The organism is Microbacterium sp. SLBN-146 (genome assembly GCF_006715145.1).
Classification (GTDB): Bacteria; Actinomycetota; Actinomycetes; order Actinomycetales; family Microbacteriaceae; genus Microbacterium.
In genome coordinates this window covers 2152579-2170428 of record NZ_VFMR01000001.1, presented here as the reverse complement: position 1 = coordinate 2170428, position 17850 = coordinate 2152579, and the positions used below count along the sequence as shown (strand labels likewise).

At 68.8% G+C, this 17850-nt stretch carries 16 protein-coding genes and 1 tRNA gene; 6 read left to right on the top strand and 11 right to left on the bottom strand.

All coding sequences use genetic code 11. The features are described from left to right. Nucleotides 1-4: 4 nt before the first annotated feature. Both FBY39_RS09380 and FBY39_RS09375 read right to left on the bottom strand, forming a co-directional pair. Nucleotides 5-256, bottom strand: coding sequence for a DUF3263 domain-containing protein (locus tag FBY39_RS09380; protein WP_141932054.1), 252 nt, complete (start codon nt 254-256; stop codon nt 5-7). Nucleotides 257-265: 9 nt separating this feature from the next. Next, on the bottom strand, nt 266-1264 hold the full coding sequence (locus tag FBY39_RS09375; protein WP_141932053.1) for a DUF2332 domain-containing protein: 999 nt from the start codon (nt 1262-1264) through the stop codon (nt 266-268). Nucleotides 1265-1355: 91 nt separating this feature from the next. Here FBY39_RS09375 and msrB point away from each other — a divergent pair, with 91 nt between their 5' ends. Together msrB and FBY39_RS09365 are read left to right on the top strand one after the other, a co-directional pair. Further along, nucleotides 1356-1763 carry a peptide-methionine (R)-S-oxide reductase MsrB gene (msrB, locus tag FBY39_RS09370; RefSeq protein ID WP_141932052.1) on the top strand — a complete coding sequence of 136 codons (408 nt, stop codon included), beginning with the start codon at nt 1356-1358 and terminating at the stop codon, nt 1761-1763. Further along, nucleotides 1760-2317, top strand: a complete 558-nt coding sequence (locus tag FBY39_RS09365) for a nitroreductase family protein (RefSeq protein WP_141932051.1) — start codon at nt 1760-1762, stop codon at nt 2315-2317. Before msrB ends, FBY39_RS09365 begins: the two co-directional genes overlap by 4 nt. A gap of 1 nt (nt 2318) precedes the next feature. Here FBY39_RS09365 and FBY39_RS09360 read toward each other — a convergent pair whose 3' ends face one another. Beyond that, a complete protein-coding gene (locus tag FBY39_RS09360; RefSeq protein ID WP_141932050.1) occupies nt 2319-3281 on the bottom strand; it encodes a DMT family transporter in 963 nt (320 codons plus the stop codon). Nucleotides 3282-3750: 469 nt separating this feature from the next. On the opposite strand from FBY39_RS09360, the gene FBY39_RS09355 reads away from it, so the two are divergent. Beyond that, nucleotides 3751-4386 (top strand): hypothetical protein, encoded by a 636-nt coding sequence (locus FBY39_RS09355; RefSeq protein ID WP_141932049.1) that lies wholly within the window; start codon nt 3751-3753, stop codon nt 4384-4386. A 54-nt stretch (nt 4387-4440) separates the two neighbouring features. Here FBY39_RS09355 and FBY39_RS09350 read toward each other — a convergent pair. Next, nucleotides 4441-4513 (bottom strand) — tRNA-Thr (locus FBY39_RS09350). A gap of 33 nt (nt 4514-4546) precedes the next feature. Further along, nucleotides 4547-5506: a thioredoxin domain-containing protein gene (locus tag FBY39_RS09345; protein WP_141932048.1), complete on the bottom strand. Its 960-nt coding sequence runs from the start codon at nt 5504-5506 to the stop codon at nt 4547-4549. A gap of 333 nt (nt 5507-5839) precedes the next feature. Between FBY39_RS09345 and FBY39_RS09340 the strand changes: the two genes are divergently transcribed. Further along, a complete protein-coding gene (locus FBY39_RS09340) occupies nt 5840-6943 on the top strand; it encodes an ABC transporter ATP-binding protein (protein WP_141932047.1) in 1104 nt (367 codons plus the stop codon). Nucleotides 6944-7011: 68 nt separating this feature from the next. Beyond that, nucleotides 7012-8319 (top strand): DUF4032 domain-containing protein, encoded by a 1308-nt coding sequence (locus tag FBY39_RS09335; RefSeq protein ID WP_141932046.1) that lies wholly within the window; start codon nt 7012-7014, stop codon nt 8317-8319. A gap of 28 nt (nt 8320-8347) precedes the next feature. Here the strand turns inward: FBY39_RS09335 and FBY39_RS09330 are convergent, their stop codons facing one another. From FBY39_RS09330 to cysS, 4 genes are all read right to left on the bottom strand, one after another. Further along, entirely contained in the window at nt 8348-8989 is a 642-nt protein-coding gene (locus FBY39_RS09330; RefSeq protein ID WP_141932045.1) for an NAD(P)-dependent oxidoreductase, read from the bottom strand. An 83-nt stretch (nt 8990-9072) separates the two neighbouring features. Beyond that, on the bottom strand, nt 9073-11514 hold the full coding sequence (locus tag FBY39_RS09325; protein ID WP_141934061.1) for a glycogen/starch/alpha-glucan phosphorylase: 2442 nt from the start codon (nt 11512-11514) through the stop codon (nt 9073-9075). 175 nt (nt 11515-11689) lie between these two features. Then, on the bottom strand, nt 11690-12673 hold the full coding sequence (gene rlmB, locus FBY39_RS09320) for a 23S rRNA (guanosine(2251)-2'-O)-methyltransferase RlmB (RefSeq protein WP_141932044.1): 984 nt from the start codon (nt 12671-12673) through the stop codon (nt 11690-11692). Then, complete coding sequence (gene cysS, locus FBY39_RS09315; RefSeq protein ID WP_141932043.1) at nt 12666-14078, bottom strand: cysteine--tRNA ligase; 1413 nt, start codon at nt 14076-14078, stop codon at nt 12666-12668. The genes rlmB and cysS overlap by 8 nt, the downstream gene beginning before the upstream one ends. Before the next feature lie 32 nt (nt 14079-14110). On the opposite strand from cysS, the gene FBY39_RS09310 reads away from it, so the two are divergent. Beyond that, complete coding sequence (locus tag FBY39_RS09310) at nt 14111-15043, top strand: DMT family transporter (RefSeq protein ID WP_141932042.1); 933 nt, start codon at nt 14111-14113, stop codon at nt 15041-15043. A 19-nt stretch (nt 15044-15062) separates the two neighbouring features. On the opposite strand, the gene ispD is transcribed toward FBY39_RS09310, so the two are convergent. Then, nucleotides 15063-16280 (bottom strand): 2-C-methyl-D-erythritol 4-phosphate cytidylyltransferase, encoded by a 1218-nt coding sequence (ispD, locus tag FBY39_RS09305; protein ID WP_141932041.1) that lies wholly within the window; start codon nt 16278-16280, stop codon nt 15063-15065. 968 nt (nt 16281-17248) lie between these two features. Continuing rightward, on the bottom strand, nt 17249-17731 hold the full coding sequence (locus tag FBY39_RS09300) for a CarD family transcriptional regulator (protein WP_141932040.1): 483 nt from the start codon (nt 17729-17731) through the stop codon (nt 17249-17251). Nucleotides 17732-17850 lie beyond the last annotated feature (119 nt).

The window sequence follows — 17850 nt, the reverse complement described above, 5'->3', positions numbered from 1 at the left end:
GATGCTACCGCTCTTGGACGAGCGGTCCCGGCACGCGCGCCTGAGGGTGGGCGTCGCGGCGACGCCGCAGACGCTTGACGAGCATCGGATCGTACTCTTGCGCGTCCGCCGTCTCGAGCAGGCGGTCGAGCAGCTGGTAGTAGCGGGCCGGTGCGAGCGACAGGTCGGTGCGGATGGCCTCTTCCTTCGCCGCGCCGTGCCGACGCCACTCGGCCTCGAAGTCGAGGATGGCGCGGTCGCGGTCGTCGAGGGGCACGTCTTCACGCTAACCCCGGACGCGTCCTTCGTTCGCACGCCACTCCACGAAGCCGCCGAGCGGATCGACGGCTGCGACGGGCACACCGTTCATGGAGAGCACGAAGTCCGAGCGAGCGCCCGCGACGACCGGCGGATGCCACGCGTCGTGCATCCACGGCGGGTCGATCGACATCCAGGAGACGCCGAGAGCATCGAGCGTCGCACGGAGTCGCTCCCGCCCTTCGCGCGGAATGTGCGGCAGCACTCCGGGCGCCGTCACGACGAGGGTCGCATCAGCGGGCGCGAGAGCCACGGCATCCCTCAGCACCTGTGGATCGGACGCGTCTCCCGTGATGAGCAGCGGAGGATCGGCCGCCACGATGTCGAGGGCGGCGGCGATGCGCTCAGCCCGCCCCGTCTCCCCCGGCCACACGAGCGCCGTGAGAAAGTCCCGATCTCCCGGATCGGCCGCGTCGAGCGGTGCGAGATCGATCCCCGCCCGCCACACGACGTCGGGCAGCTCGCATCGCGGCGACCCGACGAGGTCGGCCTCGAGAACGACGGTCGACGTCCCACCCGGCGGGTCGAGCGAGGGTCCCCCGCGATACCGGTACGAATAGCGGTCGGGATACAGGCACAGTCCCGCGCTCGCTCCGAGCTCCAAGAGCGCGAGGGGGCCCGAGAACCGGCTCAGGCCCGGAAGGAGCGCGGCGCAGCGTCCCGGTTCGTTCGTCTGCAGGCTGCGGACGGATGCCTCGGCGACGAGCTCGTCGGCATGGCCGAGGAGCCACGCCCGCCACTGCGGGTACGGCACGTCCGTCGAGCCCAGCATGCGGGCGACGGCGAAGACGAGCGGGGGCTGCCGGCGCGTTTCAGGGATGCGGGCGAGCACGGCGGCGGCATCCGGGTCACCCGCGATCCCCGCCGACCACTCGGCATACAGCTCCGACCGCCCGGGCGCCTCTTCCCGCGCGAAGCGCGCGTAGCGCTCGATCACGGCGGCGATCGTCGCGGCATCCGGGGTCATCTCATCATTCTCTCGGCGAACGCGACGCCGAGGCGAGCCGCGCGGGCTCAGCCTGCGGTTGAATGGATGCGCAGCACGAGAGGAAGCTCACATGACGTACACCGTGAACAAGAGCGACGACGAATGGCGCGAAGAGCTCACGCCCGAGCAGTACGCGGTCCTGCGCGAAGCGGGAACGGAACGCGCCTGGACGGGTGAACTCCTCGACGAGGAGCGCGCGGGCCTTTACGCGTGCGCAGCCTGCGGATCGGAGCTGTTCCAGAGCGGCACCAAGTTCGACTCCCACTGCGGATGGCCGAGCTTCTACGAGTCGGTGCGCCCCGAGGCGGTCGAGCTCATCGAAGACAACAGCCACGGCATGGTGCGCACCGAAGTGCGCTGCGCCAACTGCGGCTCGCACCTCGGCCACGTCTTCCCCGACGGATTCGGCACCCCGACGGGCGACCGCTACTGCATGAACTCGCTGTCGCTGTCGTTCACGCCCGAAGAGCAGGCGTGACGAGCGCCCTCGACGCGGTTCTCGCCCGGAAGTCGTCGTCGAAGGTCACCTACGCCGCTCCGACGCACGAGGAACTGCTGACCCTGGTGGCGGCGGCAGGACGCGTCGCCGACCACTCGTCACTGCGACCCTGGCGGCTCATCGAACTGCGAGGCGACGACCGCGTCCGCCTCGCCCAGGCGATCGCCAAGGCCGAGGGCGACAAGAAGCCGTCGTCGAAGCCGCTGCGTGCTCCGCTGCTCATCGCTGTCGTCGCGAGCTTCCGGAAGAGCAGCAAGGTTCCACGGTGGGAGCAGGAGGCCGTGGCATCCGGTGTCGCACACATGCTGAGCCTGCTGCTCGACGAAGCCGGTTGGGGCGTCTTCTGGCGCACCGGCTCGTACACGCGGTCGAAGGCCGTCGCGAAGGCGCACGGGCTCGAGAAGAACGAAGTTCTGCTCGGCTGGCTCTACGTCGGCGGCAAGCCTCCGCGCTCGCGGCCCGAGCGTCGCCGAGCGGTCGACGCGCGCCACCACGTCTCGCCCATGCCGCGTCCGAAGCGGTCGAAGGGCTGATTCAGCGGCGACGCCTCAGCCGCGACCACGGTGCAGCGGCGACGACCACCGACGCGAGGGCGACGGCGACCATCGCGGTCTCCTGAAGGATGCCGGGACTCCCCTGCGCCGGCCAGGCCGCATCGATCACGACCGACATGACCAGCTGACCGACGACCGTGCCGAGGCCGAGCAACAGCACACCGGTGCGCGACACGAGCGCGGCCGACAGGAAGATGTAGACGACCCCGAGGGCGCCCCCGAGGTAGAGCCACGGCTCGAGCGGGAACGGCGCCGGCGGCCCGACGATCGCGACGTGGATCACGGCTGCGGTCACGAGGATGGCTGTGCCGCCCGTGAAGTTCACGAGCGTGGCCGTCAGCGGCATGCCGACCCGCTGCCTGAGGCGCCCGTTCGTCGCCTGCTGCCACGCGATCCCGACTCCGGCGAGGAGTGGGAGGACGAGCATCCAGAGCGGGATGCCGCTCACGCCGTCGCCGAGGAGCGACACCCCCACGGCGGCGAGCGCCAGCGCACCGCCCAGAAGGCGCGGGACCGTGACGGCGACGACTCCGCCGGGTCCGAAACCGAGGCGATCGAGCACGAGTCCGTTGAGGGTCTGGCCCGCCACGACGCCGACGGTGAAGAGCGACACCCCGATGAACCCGACGGCCAGGCCCTGCGTGGCGACGGTGAATGCACCGGCGGCGCCTCCCGCGAGCATCCACCACGGGATGGAGCGCTCGCGCAGTCCTGACACGAGCGTCGCGAGGCCTCTTCGCCCGACGGGGAGGGCCGCCGACAGCACGATGAGGATGACGAACCCCGACCCGAACGAGACGGCGGCCGCGACGAAGCCGTCATCAAGCCGCACACCCAACTGGCCGTTGATACGCGCCTGAATCGCTGTCAGCGCGCCCACGAACACCGCCCCGGAAAGGGCGAGCCAGAGCGGCAGCCGCGCGGAATCGCGGGAATCCACCATCACGTGCCGGCTACAGGACTTGAACCTGCAACCCTCGGACTCCTGATGGGTCACGCGGGTCTCACCTGAACGGGCTTCGCCACCCGCTTCGCGAGTGGACGTACTCATCCTAGTTTCCGAAGTCGGCGCCAAGCGGACAGAGGCGGGTGACTCGGTAGGTGACGCTTCCCCCGCCGACGCGCGCTCCGTTGAGCATCCGGCCCGGCGCACGGACCCGGGGGCCTACATTTCCCTGATGCCGTCACATGTTGCAGTGGGTCTTGGCATCGCCATCTCGACTATGGCGATCACCCTCCTGGGCGCCTCCCTGAGAAGGAGGGCTGCGAACAATGGCGCTTCGACTCCGTCATTGCCGCGTTGGGTCCTCGTCGCTCTATCGTGCGGCGGCATCCTCCTGCTGCTCGCACTGTTGTGGGGCCTGCTCGTCATCGTCACGCCAGCGTTTGCCGTCCGACCATAATGTGATCAGATGATCCCGTTGCGGCTGCCCGATGATTGGCAGGCCCTGGACACGCCAACACGTCGAGAGATGCTCGGCGCGCTCAAAGCGCGGCTCAACGAAAGCCCGGGCGACCAATCCACACGGCGCCATGTCGTCGATGCGTACCGTCAACTCGGACACCTCGATCAGGCGGGTCGCTTCGCCATCGGCTTGGACGAAGGAGCACGATCCGCTGAGGTTCGCGCGTATGCGTCGATGGTGCGGGCTCTCAATACCGACGAGTCAGCCACGCGGAGGCTCAGCCTCATCCCTGCCGAGGCAGAACTCCCCGATCAGGTGCAGCGTGCAGTCAAGGGCCGACGGCTGGACGACGAGTGGCAGCCCTGGGGCGCATTCATCGTCTTCGCCTGGGCAATGTGGGTCGGGCTCGTGCTCCTCGCCACGGTGGTTGTGTACGGCTTCGCGATGGCAGGTGCCCACGATGTCCAGCCGATAGCCCAGCGGTGGACCGCCGCGATCGGGTGGGCACTCGTCTTCGCATTGGTGTCCACGACCGCGTGGTGCGTGGCGTCCAGGAAGTGGGTCCCGGCACTCGTCTGGGCTGGCATCACGATCGCCCTTGGCGGATACGTCGTGGTCGCTTCGGTTGCGTTCTTCTGGTAGCCACCGACGTCGCGACCGCGGCGATCGCACGCCAGACCAGCCAGAAATACGCTGTGCCGGCTACAGGACTTGAACCTGCAACCCCCTAATTACAAGTTAGGTGCGCTACCAATTGCGCCAAGCCGGCAAGAGGCTCCAGTCTAGCGACCGGCGCCGGGTGCTACGGAGTCGCGGTGGGCTCGGGCGTCGCCGTCGGGGTCGGCGATTGCGTCGAGCGGTAGTAGGCGTCGCTGTCGGCGGTGAGCACGAACTGTGCGAACTCCTTCGGATCGTCGAGGGCTCCGACGTACGGAACGCCGTTGACGAGCACCATGGGTGCGCCCGTGAGGCTCACGCCGTCGGTGTCGGGGAGTCCCTGCAGCGCGCGCTCGGTGGCGGCCTTGGCCCAGCTGGCGAACGACTCCTCTTCGATGCACTTGCGTACGACCTTGGGAGACTTCGCGCCGCTCGCCTGCGCGATGTCGGCGAGCTCAGCGTCGGAGTGACCGTCGGAGTCGATCTCGGGCTGCTGCTGGAGCAGAGCGTGGTTGAACGCGAAGAACGACTCTCCCGAATGCGTTGCGACGCACGCGGCCGCGCTCGCGGCGCGGAGCGAGTACTTCGTGCCGTTGGACTTCGCCGTCAGCATGGCGACGGGATAGTACGACAGGGTCGCCGCGCCCTCGTTGACCCACTTCGACAGCTGCTGGGCGTTCGCGAGCTGGAAGTCACGTGCCCCCGTGGAGAGGTAGTCGACGTAGACGCGGATGTCGATGACCGGCTTCTCGGTCGGCTCAGCCGACGGGGTCGCGGCGGTCTCGTCGCCCTGCTCCTCAGCCGTCGGGGTGGGTGTGGGGGTCGCCGCCACTGCTGCCGTCGAGTCGGCGATGCCCATCGCGTTGGTCACGACGAAGCCGTCGTCGTTGGAGTTCGTGGGCTGGAGCTGAGGGCGGGATGCCGATGACGAGACCGTCCAGGTGACGACGACCGCCGCGATCGTGACGACGGCGACGGCGGAAACGGCGAGCGCGGCGGCCCGGAGGCGACGCGCCCGCGTCTGGCGCGCTTGCACCTGCTGCGCCTTTTCACGGACGGCATCGCGGCGCTCGCTCGGGGCGTTCGAAGACTCGTCGCTCGACATGGAACCTCTCGGGACTGGTGGCGGTCGGGGGACCGGAATGGCGAACCCTCGCGCGGTGCGATGCGATGTCGCGATCAGCGTTGCGTCTCAGCGTTCGGGCCGATCACGATGCTAGCCAGGGAGGCTGAGAAATGCCCAGACAGGGCATGGCCTCTCGCTGTGCATCGTGCTCACCGGCATCCGCAGCTCGGGCGCCCAGGGGGCGCACGGCCCGGGCGCGGGGCGCTGTGACATAATGACCCTGACCCGAAGGCGGGTCACGGCGGGTGATCTCCCGCCGCTTCCATTCACAACGGATCGTCCGGCACGTACCTGCCGGTGAAGGAGAAGAAAATGGCTACTGTCACGTTCGACAACGCGACGCGTCTCTACCCGGGCGGCACTCGCCCCGCGGTCGACAAGCTGAACCTCGACATCGCCGACGGCGAGTTCCTCGTTCTCGTCGGCCCGTCCGGCTGCGGAAAGTCCACGTCGCTGCGCATGCTCGCCGGCCTCGAAGAGGTCAACGCGGGCCGCATCCTCATCGGAGACCGCGACGTCACCGACGTTCCCCCGAAGGATCGCGACATCGCGATGGTCTTCCAGAACTACGCCCTCTATCCCCACATGACCGTGGCCGAGAACATGGGCTTCGCGCTCAAGATCGCCGGCGTCGGCAAGGAAGAGCGCGCCCAGCGTGTGCTCGAAGCGGCGAAGCTCCTCGACCTCGAGGACTACCTGACCCGCAAGCCGAAGGCACTCTCGGGTGGTCAGCGTCAGCGCGTTGCGATGGGTCGCGCGATCGTCCGTCAGCCCCAGGTCTTCCTCATGGACGAGCCGCTGTCGAACCTCGACGCGAAGCTCCGCGTGCAGACGCGTACGCAGATTGCGTCGCTCCAGCGCCGCCTCGGCGTCACGACGGTCTACGTCACGCACGACCAGACCGAAGCCCTCACGATGGGTGACCGGATCGCCGTGCTGAAGGACGGCCTCCTGCAGCAGGTGGGTACGCCCCGCGACCTGTACGAGAAGCCCAACAACGTCTTCGTCGCCGGCTTCATCGGATCGCCCGCGATGAACCTGTTCCCGAGCAACCTCGCCGACGGCGGCGTGTACTTCGGCTCCGAGGTCGTGCCGCTCGACCGCGACACGGTCGGCCGTGCGCACGGCAGCCAGGTCACGGTGGGTGTGCGTCCCGAGGACATCGTCGTCGGCCCGGCCGATGGCAAGGGCCTGCAGGTCGTCGTCGACCTCGTCGAGGAACTCGGCGCCGACGGCTACCTCTACGGACACGCCGACATCGACGGCAAGCGCTCCGACATCGTCGCGCGCGTCGACGGCCGCAGCCACCCCAACGCCGGTGAGACCGTCACCCTCGCTGCGACGGCGGGCCACGTGCACGCCTTCGACATCGAATCGGGCGAGCGCCTCAACGACAAGCCGGTCGTCTCGGCCTGACGATCGACATCGCGAAGGCGCGGGCAGGCTCACAGCCTCCCGCGCCTTCGCGCATTCCAGGAGGACACGTGCAGGACGCTCTCACCATCACCGCGAGCTCGGTCGACCCCGCGCTGCTGACGCTCCCCTGGTCGACTCCCCTCGGCGAATGGCCGTCGAGCGCCATCGTGTCGCTTCCGAAAGGGATCTCCCGCCACCTCGTGCGCTTCTCGAGCCTCTCGGGGCGCGTCGTCGCCATCAAGGAGACGACCGAGGCGATGGCGCGTCGCGAGTACGACATGCTCGGCAACCTCGCGCGTCTCGATGCCCCGTGTGTCGAGCGCGTCGCGGTGATCGCGAAGCGGACGGATGCCGCGGGCGAGCCGCTCCCGGCAGCTCTCGTGACGGCGCACTTGAAGTTCTCACTCCCCTACCGCGCGCTGTTCACCCAGACACTGCGGCCCGACACGGCGACTCGGCTCGTCGATGCCCTTGCTGCCCTCCTCGTGCGGCTGCACAACGTCGGCTTCTTCTGGGGCGACGTGTCGCTGTCCAACACGCTCTTCCGACGGGATGCCGGCGCATTCGCCGCCTACCTCGTCGACGCCGAGACGGGTGAGCTCCACGAGGCCGGCCTCACGCGCGGTCAGCGCGAACACGATCTCGACGTGGCGCGGACGAACATCGCCGGAGAGATCATGGACCTCGAAGCCGGTGGACGCCTCGAGGGCGGCGTCGATGCCGTCGCGATCGCCGACGGGATCGTGAGCTCCTATCGATCCCTGTGGCGCGCACTGACGGATGCCGAGACGTTCGGCTCTTCCGAGTCCTGGCGCATCACCGAGCGCGTCCGCCAGCTCAACGACCTCGGATTCGACATCGGCGAGATGTCGATCGAGCAGGCCGCCGACGGCACGCGCGTCTCGATCCAGCCCAAGGTCGTCGATGCCGGCCACCACCAGCGACGCCTCCTCCGACTGACGGGTCTCGACGTCGAGGAAAACCAGGCTCGGCGCCTGCTGAACGACCTCGACGAGTTCCGCGCGCGCATCTCACGCCTCGGCGACGACGAGGAGATGGTGGCGCACGAATGGCTCACGCGTGTCTTCGAACCGGTCGTCAAGGCGATCCCGTGGGATCTGCGCGCGAAGCTCGAGCCCGCCGAAGTGTTCCATCAGGTGCTCGAGCACCGGTGGTACATGTCGCAGGCGAAGGGCAAGTCGGCACCGCTGGCCGAAGTGCTCACGAGCTACATCGACACCGTCTTGCGCCACCGTCGCGACGAAGCGACCGTCATGGGTCCGCCCACCGAGACGATGGGGCTCCCCGTCATCACGTCGCCCGTGCCCGTCGGCGAAGACGAGGATGACGCGGTGGACTGGCGCGATCTCGTCTGACCGGCCAGCCCCTCGTCAGTCGTCGGCGTCAGTACCCGACAGTGAAGCGCTCGCGCGAGTGCTTGGGCGTTTCGATCTCGTCAACGACGGCCACACCGAGGTCGGGTCCCGAGATGAACGACTCGCCATCGGCATCCGTCACGAGAACGTCGCCGCCGTCGCGGTACGACCCGGTGCGCTCGCCCGGCGCCCATGCGCCGAAGCCGCCCGCGGGGTGGATGTAGAACCAGTCGCGCGACGACGGGGTCTCCTGAAGGTCCTCGAGGACACCGATAGCCTCGAGCGCCTCGGGCTTGTACTCCTCGGTGAACGACGGCTGGTCGACGAGACGCTCACCGCCCGGCGCGATGAGGCTGCCACCGGCACCGCCGATGACACCGACGCGCACGGACTCGGGAAGCGCCGCGACGAGCTGGGCGACGTTCGGGCGCACCTGTCCCTCCATGTCGCCGCGCGCGGGCACGGTGACGACGACGACGTCGACGCCCTCCAGCTCGGCCACGAGTCCCGGAACGTCGAGAAGCGTTCCTTCGACATAGGTCGCGCCCTCCACCCGCTCCGCGGGGACGGAGCGAGCGACGGACACGACCGTGTGCCCGCGGCTGACAGCCTCGGTGACGATGTTTCTGCCGGCGTAGCCGGTTCCTCCGATGACGGCAATACGAGCCATGTCAGTCCCTTCGACGAGAAGCGTTCGTGTTCTGCAAGACGAACACGCGCGTACTCATTCCCGCATGCCGCTCCCGATGTCGGTCAGTAGACCGGCGGCGTGTGCCAGATCCGATCGATGTAGTCCCGCATCGACCGGTCCGACGAGAAGAACCCCGTCCGAGCGACGTTGAGGATCGCGGAGCGGGTCCAGGCATCCTGATCCTGGTAGGCGGCGTCGACCTTCTTCTGCTCGGCGATGTAGGAGGCGTAGTCGGCCAGCACCATGAACCTGTCTTCGTAGAGCAGGTTCGAAACGATCGGCTCGAAGACGGAGCGGTCTCCATCCGAGAAGGTGCCCGAGGCGATCAAATCGATCGTGCGACGGAGGGTCTCGTCGCTCTGGTACACGTCGGCCGGGCGGTACCCCTTCGCCCAGAGTGCCTCGACTTCGGGCTCGCTCATGCCGAACAGGAAGAAGTTGTCGTCGCCCACGAGTTCGCGGATCTCGACGTTCGCGCCGTCGTCCGTGCCGATCGTGAGAGCGCCGTTGAGGGCGAACTTCATGTTCCCCGTCCCCGAGGCTTCCTTGCCCGCGAGCGAGATCTGCTCGGAGAGGTCGGCTGCGGGGATGACACGCTCGGCGAGCGTGACGTTGTAGTTCGGCGGGAAGAGCACCTTGAGTCGTCCCTCGACGCGGGGATCGTTGTTGACGACCGAACCGACCGCGTTGATGAGGTGGATGATCCGCTTGGCCATCGCGTAGCCGGGAGCGGCCTTCGCGCCGAAGATGAACGTCCGCGGCTGAACAGCGGATGCCTCGACCCGGCCCGACACGATGCCCTCGTACTCCGTGACGATGTGCAGCACCTTGAGGAGCTGCCGCTTGTACTCGTGGAGGCGCTTGACCATGACGTCGAGCATGTGGGTGTCGTCGACCCGGAAGCCGTCGCGCTGGAACAGCACCTTGTCGAGAGCGCGCTTGTTGCCCGCCTTGACGGCGGCGAACTGCGCGCGGAACTCGGGGTCCTCCGCGAAGGGCTCGAGTCCGCGGAGTCGCTCGAGGTCGACGGTCCACCCCGCTCCGACCGCTTCGCTGATGAGATCGGCGAGAGATGGGTTGGCGAGACGGATGAAGCGGCGCGGCGTGACACCGTTGGTGACGTTCGTGAACTTGCCGGGATAGAACTCGTCGAAGTCGGGAAGGACCTTCGTGCGCAGCAGCTCCGACTGGAGCTCGGCGACGCCGTTCACCTTCGCGCCGGCCACCGTCGCGAGATACGCCATGCGCACCGAGCGCGACGGGTGCTCCCCGATGATCGACATGTTGCGGATACGCATCTCGTCGTCGCCGAACGTCTCGCGCACCTCACCCAGGAACTCCTCGTTGATGCGGTAGATGATCTGCATGTGCCGCGGCAGGAGCCGCTCGATGAGGTCGACCGACCACACTTCGAGTGCTTCGGGCATGAGCGTGTGGCACGTGTAGGCGAAGCACTGACGCGTGATCGTCCACGCGGCATCCCATTCGAGCTTCTTCTCGTCGACGAGCACGCGCATGAGCTCGGGCACCGCGATGACGGGGTGGGTGTCGTTGAGCTGGAAGATCACGCGGTCGGGAAGGGCGTGCAGGTCGTAGTCCTCCGACAGCATGTTGTCGAGGAAGTCGGCGATGGACGCAGCGCTGAAGAAGTACTGCTGCTGAAGGCGCAGCTCCTTGCCCTGCGGCGTCGAGTCCTCGGGGTACAGCACCTTGGAGATGTTCTCGGCGAATGTCTGCGCGCGAACGGCCTCTTCGTAGTCGCCCGAGTTGAAGATCCTCAGGTCGAAGGCGTTCGTCGCGACGGCGCGCCACAACCGCAGGGTGTTCACCCGGCCGTTGTGATAGCCGGGCACCATGTAGTTGTACGGGACCGCCTTGACGTTCCACGCCGGCACCCACCGCACGCGCTCGACGCCCTCGTCGTCGTAGGTCTCGGTATGACCGCCGAACGCGATCGTCTGCGCCGACTCCGGATGCGGGAACTCCCACGGCGACCCCAGTTCGAGCCACGTGTCGGGCTGCTCGACCTGCTGGCCGTCGACGAACGTCTGGCGGAAGATCCCGTACTCGTATCGGATGCCGTACCCGATGCTCGGGACGCTCATCGTCGCGAGCGAATCGATGAAGCACGCCGCGAGGCGGCCGAGGCCGCCGTTTCCGAGGCCGGGCTCGATCTCCTGCGCCCGCAGATCCTCGATGTCGATGCCGCACGCTTCCATCGCCTCCGTGGCGATGTCGGTGAGGCGCGACGCGAGGAGGTTGTTGTCGAGCTGCCGCCCGAGAAGGTACTCCGCCGAGAGGTAGCAGACCCCCTTCGCCTGCGTCGCCTTCTGGCGCCGCTGATCCTCGAGCCATCGCGCCATGAGGTAGTCGCGCACGGTGTACGCCAGCGCGAAGTACCGATCGTTGACATTCGACGCCGACAGCGCGACGCCGCGATCGAAGTTGAGGTTCAGCAGGAACTCCCGCACGAACCCGTCGACGCTCGAGGGCGGCGACGGCACGGGGGCCAGGGCGAGCGGGTGCGTCGCGCCGGCCGGGTGTCCGGCTGCCGCGACCGGGTCAGAGGCTTCAAGAGTCACGACTCGACGTTACCGGCACCGACCGGGCGAGCCGAAACGAGGGAGGATCTCGCGGCAGGAGTTTACTCGGCGGTCACAATCGCCGCCGGTCGCCCGGTCAGTCCTTCGAGCGCAGGGTCGCGATCTGGTAGAGCGCGACGGATGCCGCGATCCCCGCGTTGAGCGATTCGGCCGCTGTCGAGATCGGGATGGAGACGACCTGATCGCACGTCTCGGTGACGAGGCGCGAGAGGCCCTTCCCTTCCGAGCCGACGACGATCACGACGGGGCGATCGGCGAGCTGCACCTCAGGGAGGAGGACATCGCCGTCGCCGGCGAGCCCGAGGACGAAGACGCCCTGCTTCTTGAACTCCTTGAGAGTCGTCGTGAGGTTCGGGGCGATCGCGACCGGGATGCGCGCTGCCGCGCCCGCGCTCGTCTTCCACGCGGCGGCGTTGACGCTCGCCGAGCGGCGCTGCGGCAGGATGACGCCCTGACCGCCGAACGCCGCCGTCGAACGGATGATCGCGCCGAGGTTGCGGGGATCGGTGATCCCGTCGAGCGCGACGAAGAGGGGCGTCTTGCCCGCCTCGATGACGTTCTCGAGAAGGTCCTGCGGATGCGCGTACTCGTACGGCGGCACCTTGAGCGCGACGCCCTGGTGCACGCCGTCGAATCCGGCCATCCGGTCGAGCTCGGGGCGCATCACCTCGAGGACGGGGATGTTGCGGTGCGTCGCGATCGAGAGCATCTCCTTGACGCGGTCGTCCATCTCGACGCGCTGCGCGATGTAGAACGCCGTCGCGGGGATCTTCGCCCGCAGCGCTTCGAGCACGGAGTTGCGTCCCGTGACGGTCTCGGTGTCGTCGTCCTTCTTCGAGGAGCGCTGCGGACGCGGCGTCGACTGGCCCGGCGCGCCCTTGCCGCCCGCGGCGGCGTACCGCTCCGCGGCGGCCTTGCGCTTCCCGGCGGGGTGCCAGGCGCGGTCCTCGGCCTTCGGTGTGGGTCCGCGGCCCGCGAGGGACCGCTTGTTCTTGCCGCCGGTGCCCTTCGTGGGACCCTTGCCGCCCTTGCTTGCGCCGGGGCGCCCTGGCTTAGCCATCGATACTCCAATGCGTCCCGTCGGGACCGTCTTCGAGGGCGATGCCGGCCGCCGCGATCGCGTCGCGGATCCGGTCGGCGGACGCCCAGTCCTTCGCAGCGCGCGCCTCGGCACGCTGCGTGATCATGGTCTGCACGAGTGTGTCGAGCGCTGTCGCCTCGGCAGAGCCATCCGCTGTCCGCCAGTGCGGATCGAGCGGATTGAGGCCGAGGATGCCCGTCATCCGGGCCACCTCGACGCGTGCGCGAGCCGCGGCATCCCGCTCCCCCGCATCGAGAGCGGCATTCCCCGCCCTCACCGTCTCGTGTACGACGGCCAGCGCCTGGGGAACCCCGAGGTCGTCGTCGAGCGCCGCCGCGAAGTCCGCCGGAAGGTCGGCCGCCGTGAGCCAGCTCGCGGAACCGAGCACGCGGCCTGCCCGCTCGAGGAAGGTGCGGATCCGGTCGAGAGCCGCCTCCGCCTCGTCGAACGACGACGGCGCGACGTTGAGGCTCGAGCGGTAGTGCGCCGCAGCGAGCGCATAGCGGACGACGAGAGGGTCGCGCTCGGCCAGGACATCGTCGGCGAGGAGGAAGTTGCCGAGCGACTTCGACATCTTCTGGTCGCCGACCGTCACAAGTCCGTTGTGCACCCAGTAGCGCGCGAACCCATCGCCCGCCGCCGTCGACTGGGCGAGTTCGTTCTCGTGATGCGGGAAACGCAGGTCGAGCCCGCCGCCGTGGATGTCGAACGACTCACCCAGATAGCGTCGCGACATCGCGGAGCACTCGATGTGCCATCCGGGTCGCCCCCGTCCCCAGGGGGACTCCCATGTCGCCGACGACGGCTCATCACCCTTGGCGCCCTTCCAGAGGGCGAAGTCGCGTGGATCGCGCTTGCCACGTGGATCGGCGTCCGCCGCGGGTTCCATCGCGTCGAGCGACTGGTTCGTCAGTGCTCCGTAGCGGGCCCACGACCGCACGTCGAAGTACACATCCCCCGGCGCCGCCTCTCCTGCGGGATACGCATGACCGCGCGAGATGAGTCGCTCGATGAGCTCGATCATCTGGGGAATGGATGCCGTGGCCCGAGGCTCGTACGTCGGGGCCTGCACGCCGATCGCCGCGTAGGCGCGTGAGAAGGCGAGCTCCATCCGGTAGGCGAGGGCCCACCACGGCTCAGACGCGGTCGCGTTGTCGAGGACCTTGTCGTCGATGTCCGTGACATTCCGGACGAACGTGACGCGTCCATAGCGGTACGCGAGCCAGCGCCGCAGCAGGTCGAAGCTCAGTGCCCCGCGGAGGTGTCCGATGTGCGGTCCGGACTGCACCGTCGGTCCGCACACGTAGACCGAGACGTTCGAGGGGTCGATCGGCTCGAAGTCGCGCAGGGTCTGCGCAGCGGTGTCATAGAGCCGGATGGTCACCGCCCCAGCCTACCCGCGCGTTTCCGGTACAAATGGGAGTCGTGCATGTTCTCGCCGTCCTCGCCGCAGCGCTCCTCTTCGGAACGACGGGAACGTCGCAGGCGCTCGGCCCCGAAGGGACGACGCCGCTGTCGCTCGGCGTCATCCGCATGGTCATCGGCGGAACGGGCCTTGCGATCATCGCGTTCGCGCTCGCAGCCCGTCATCGTCGTCGAGAACCGCAGGCGACACGACCGCGGCTCACCGCTGGACCCCTCGCCCTCATGGTGCTCACGGGGCTGTGCCTCGCCCTGTACCAGCCGCTCTTCTTCCTCGGCACGGAGCGCAACGGGGTCGCCGTCGCGACGATGGTCGCGCTCGGATCGGCACCCATCCTCGCCGGCGTCCTGGAGTGGGCGCTCACGCGGAAGCTCCCCTCCCCGACCTGGATGGTTGCGACCGCCCTTGCGACGGCAGGAGTCGTCCTCCTCGGTTTCGGCGGGGCCGCCGATGCGGGCGGCACCGACCCCGTGGGGCTTCTCGGCTCGATCGGTGCGGGAGCCTGCTTCGCCGTCATCGCCAATGCCCAGCGGCGCCTCCTCGACGCGGGGTGGGACCCCTTCACGGTGGTCGGGGCGATGGGGGCGAGCTCCGCGATCCTGTTCGCCGTCGTACTCCCCTTCGTCGACGTCTCCTGGGTCGCGACGCCGAGCGGCATCGTGGTGGCGTTGTGGCTGGGCCTCGCGACCATCTCGGTCGCCTATGTGCTCTTCACATGGGGCCTCAGTGGGCTCACCGCCGCGACGGCGGCGACGCTCACGCTCGGAGAGCCGCTCACGGCATCCGTTCTGGGAATCGTCGTGCTCGGCGAGCGCCTGTCGGTCCTCGCCATCCTCGGGCTCGTCGTGCTGGCCGTCGGGCTCGCACTCCTCGCGTGGGGTTCACGCTCAGCGCGGGATCCTCGGCCGTTCGCCGTCGAGGGCTGAGTCGGCGCGGCCGGGGCGCTCAGGCGGGCACGACGAGCGCGACGGCGAAGGCGGCGACTCCCTCGCCCGTTCCGGTGAACCCCAGCCCGTCGGTCGTCGTGGCCGATACGGCGACGGGCGCTCCGAGCGCCTGCGACAGCACTTCTTCCGCTTCGCGGCGGCGGGCGGCGAAGCGCGGGCGGTTGGCCTGGACCTGGACCGAGACGTTCCCGATCCGCAGTCCCGCTTCGGCGAGCAGGGCGCGCGTGCGCTGGAGGAAGACCTCGGCGTGAGCGCCGGCGTACTCGGGATAGTCCGTGCCGAAGTGCGTTCCGATATCGCCGAGGCCGCCGGCGGCGAGCAGGGCGTCGACGATCGCGTGCGCCACGGCATCGCCGTCGGAGTGCCCCGACAGCGCCTGCTCGCCGGGCCACTCGAGTCCCGCGAGCCAGAGGGTCCCCTCGCCTCCGAAGGCGTGGACGTCGGTGCCGACGCCGACGCGCGGCAGGGCGGGAGGCCCGGCGAAAGTGGCGGGGGCATGCGGATGCCGCGCGACGAGCGAGCGCGCACGGTCGAGGTCTGCGGGGGTCGTGATCTTGAAACCGAGCGGATCCCCCAGCACGGCCGCCACCCGGTGGCCGGCTTCCGCGACGAGGGCGGCGTCGTCGGTGAACTCATCGCGCGCCGTGCGGTACGCCGTCTCGAGGATGTCGCGGCGGAAGCCCTGCGGAGTCTGCGCCGCCGACAGGAGGGATCGGTCCACGACGCCGACGACCTCGCGCTCCTCGACGCGCTTGATCGCGTCGACCACGGGCAGGACCGGGATGGCGCCGGCGGCCCCGTCGTCGATCGCGCTCACGACACGATCGAAGACGCCGAGCGGGACGAGTGCGCGCGCGGCGTCGTGAACGAGGACGATCTCGACATCCGGCCACACGGCGTGAAGCCCCGCCGCGACAGATGCCTGGCGGGTCGCCCCGCCCGTCACAACGGAGACGAGTTCGCGCGCGTCGCCGAACACCGCAAGGGCTTCCGTCAGGGCATCTCCCTCCCGACCCGCGGGCGCGACGACGACGACCTGCGCGCCGGGGAAAGCGACGACGTGCTCGAGCGCGTGCCGGAGGATGGTGTGCTCATCGAGACCGACGAACGCCTTCGGTGCGTCGCCACCGAGTCGCGTGCCGGATCCGGCGGCGACGACGATGATCGCGACACGAGGTACCGGGACGACGGGGTTCTGAACGGAGCCTGTGGACACACGCCCACGCTACCGCCGGAGACGGCACCCTTCTCGCCGGTCTTGGGGCGTACCCCGTCAGCTCGGGGCGAAGTTCCCACGCCCCGAAACCACGAACCCCGCCCCAACGAGGCCGGGGCGGAACGCGGTCAGCGGTATAGGGGCGGTTTCGCCGGGCCGACGGATGCCACGGCAGACCGCACCGGCCCTCGCCACGGCTCGGGGCGCATCCCGTCCCTTCGGGGCGCACTATCCACGCCCCATAACGACGAACCACGCCCCACCCGCGACGAACCACGCCCCAAGGCGGCACGGGGCGGAACGCGGCGAGCCTTAGAGGACGACACGGGACCGACAGCTGCCACGGCAGGCCGCACCGGCCCTCGCCACGGCTCGGGGCGCACCCCGTCCCTTCGGGGCGCACTATCCGCGCCCCTGAACGACAAACCCCGCCCCGACCGCGACGAACCACCCCCGAACGGCGTGACGGCAGCGCAACACAGCGAGTCGCAGGCGGCTGCACCAGGCCGAAGGATGCCACGGCAAAACCGCGGCAGCCATCCGCGCCCCGGAACGACAAACCACGGCCCAAAGGCGAGACAGCAGCGGAACGCGGCGAGCCGTGCAGGACGGAACAGGACCGACCGATGCCACGGTGGGACCGCGGCAACCCACGTGTCAGCGCCCGGGGCGCATCCCGGTCCTTCGGGGCGCACAATCAGCGCCCCGGAACGACAAACCACGCCCCCGGAGCGACGAACCACGCCCCAACGGCGAGGCGGCGGCGCAACACAGCGGGGCACAGGCGGCTTCACCAGGCCGAAGGATGCCACGGCAGAACCGCACCAACCCTCGCAAGGGCTCGGGGCGCATCCCGGCCCCTCGGGGCGCACAATCAGCTCCCCGGAACGACAAACCCCGCCCCAACCGCGACGAACCACGCCCCACGCGCGGCGAACCACGCCCCGGACGGGGGCGGACCGCTCGGGTTAGGAGGCGAGGACCTCGTCGAGAATGACGCTGGCCTTCTCTTCGTCGGTCTTCTCAGCGAGCGCGAGCTCGGAGACGAGAATCTGCTTCGCCTTCGCGAGCATGCGCTTCTCACCGGCGGAGAGTCCGCGGTCCTGATCGCGGCGCCACAGGTCGCGAACGACCTCGCTGACCTTGATCACGTCGCCGGAGGCGAGCTTCTCGAGGTTCGCCTTATAGCGGCGGGACCAGTTGGTCGGCTCCTCGGTGAACGGTGCACGCAGGACTTCGAAGACCCGCTCGAGACCGTCCTTGCCGATCACGTCGCGAACGCCGACGAGGTCGACATTCTCAGCGGGAACCTCGATGACGAGGTCTCCCTGCGTGACGTTGAGCTTCAAGTACTTCTTCGTCTCGCCCTTGATGACGCGTTCCTTGACTTCGATGATCGTCGCGGCCCCGTGGTGCGGATAAACGACGGTCTCGCCAACCTCAAAAAGCATGCAGTTGTGTCCTTTCGGCAAACTCCAGAATACCACAGCGACTATGCGATAAGGTTCGCCGCTCACGCTCCGGTGATGCCCGCGGCGCGCTCCCCGGGTGCCAGCGAACGGGGAGGCAC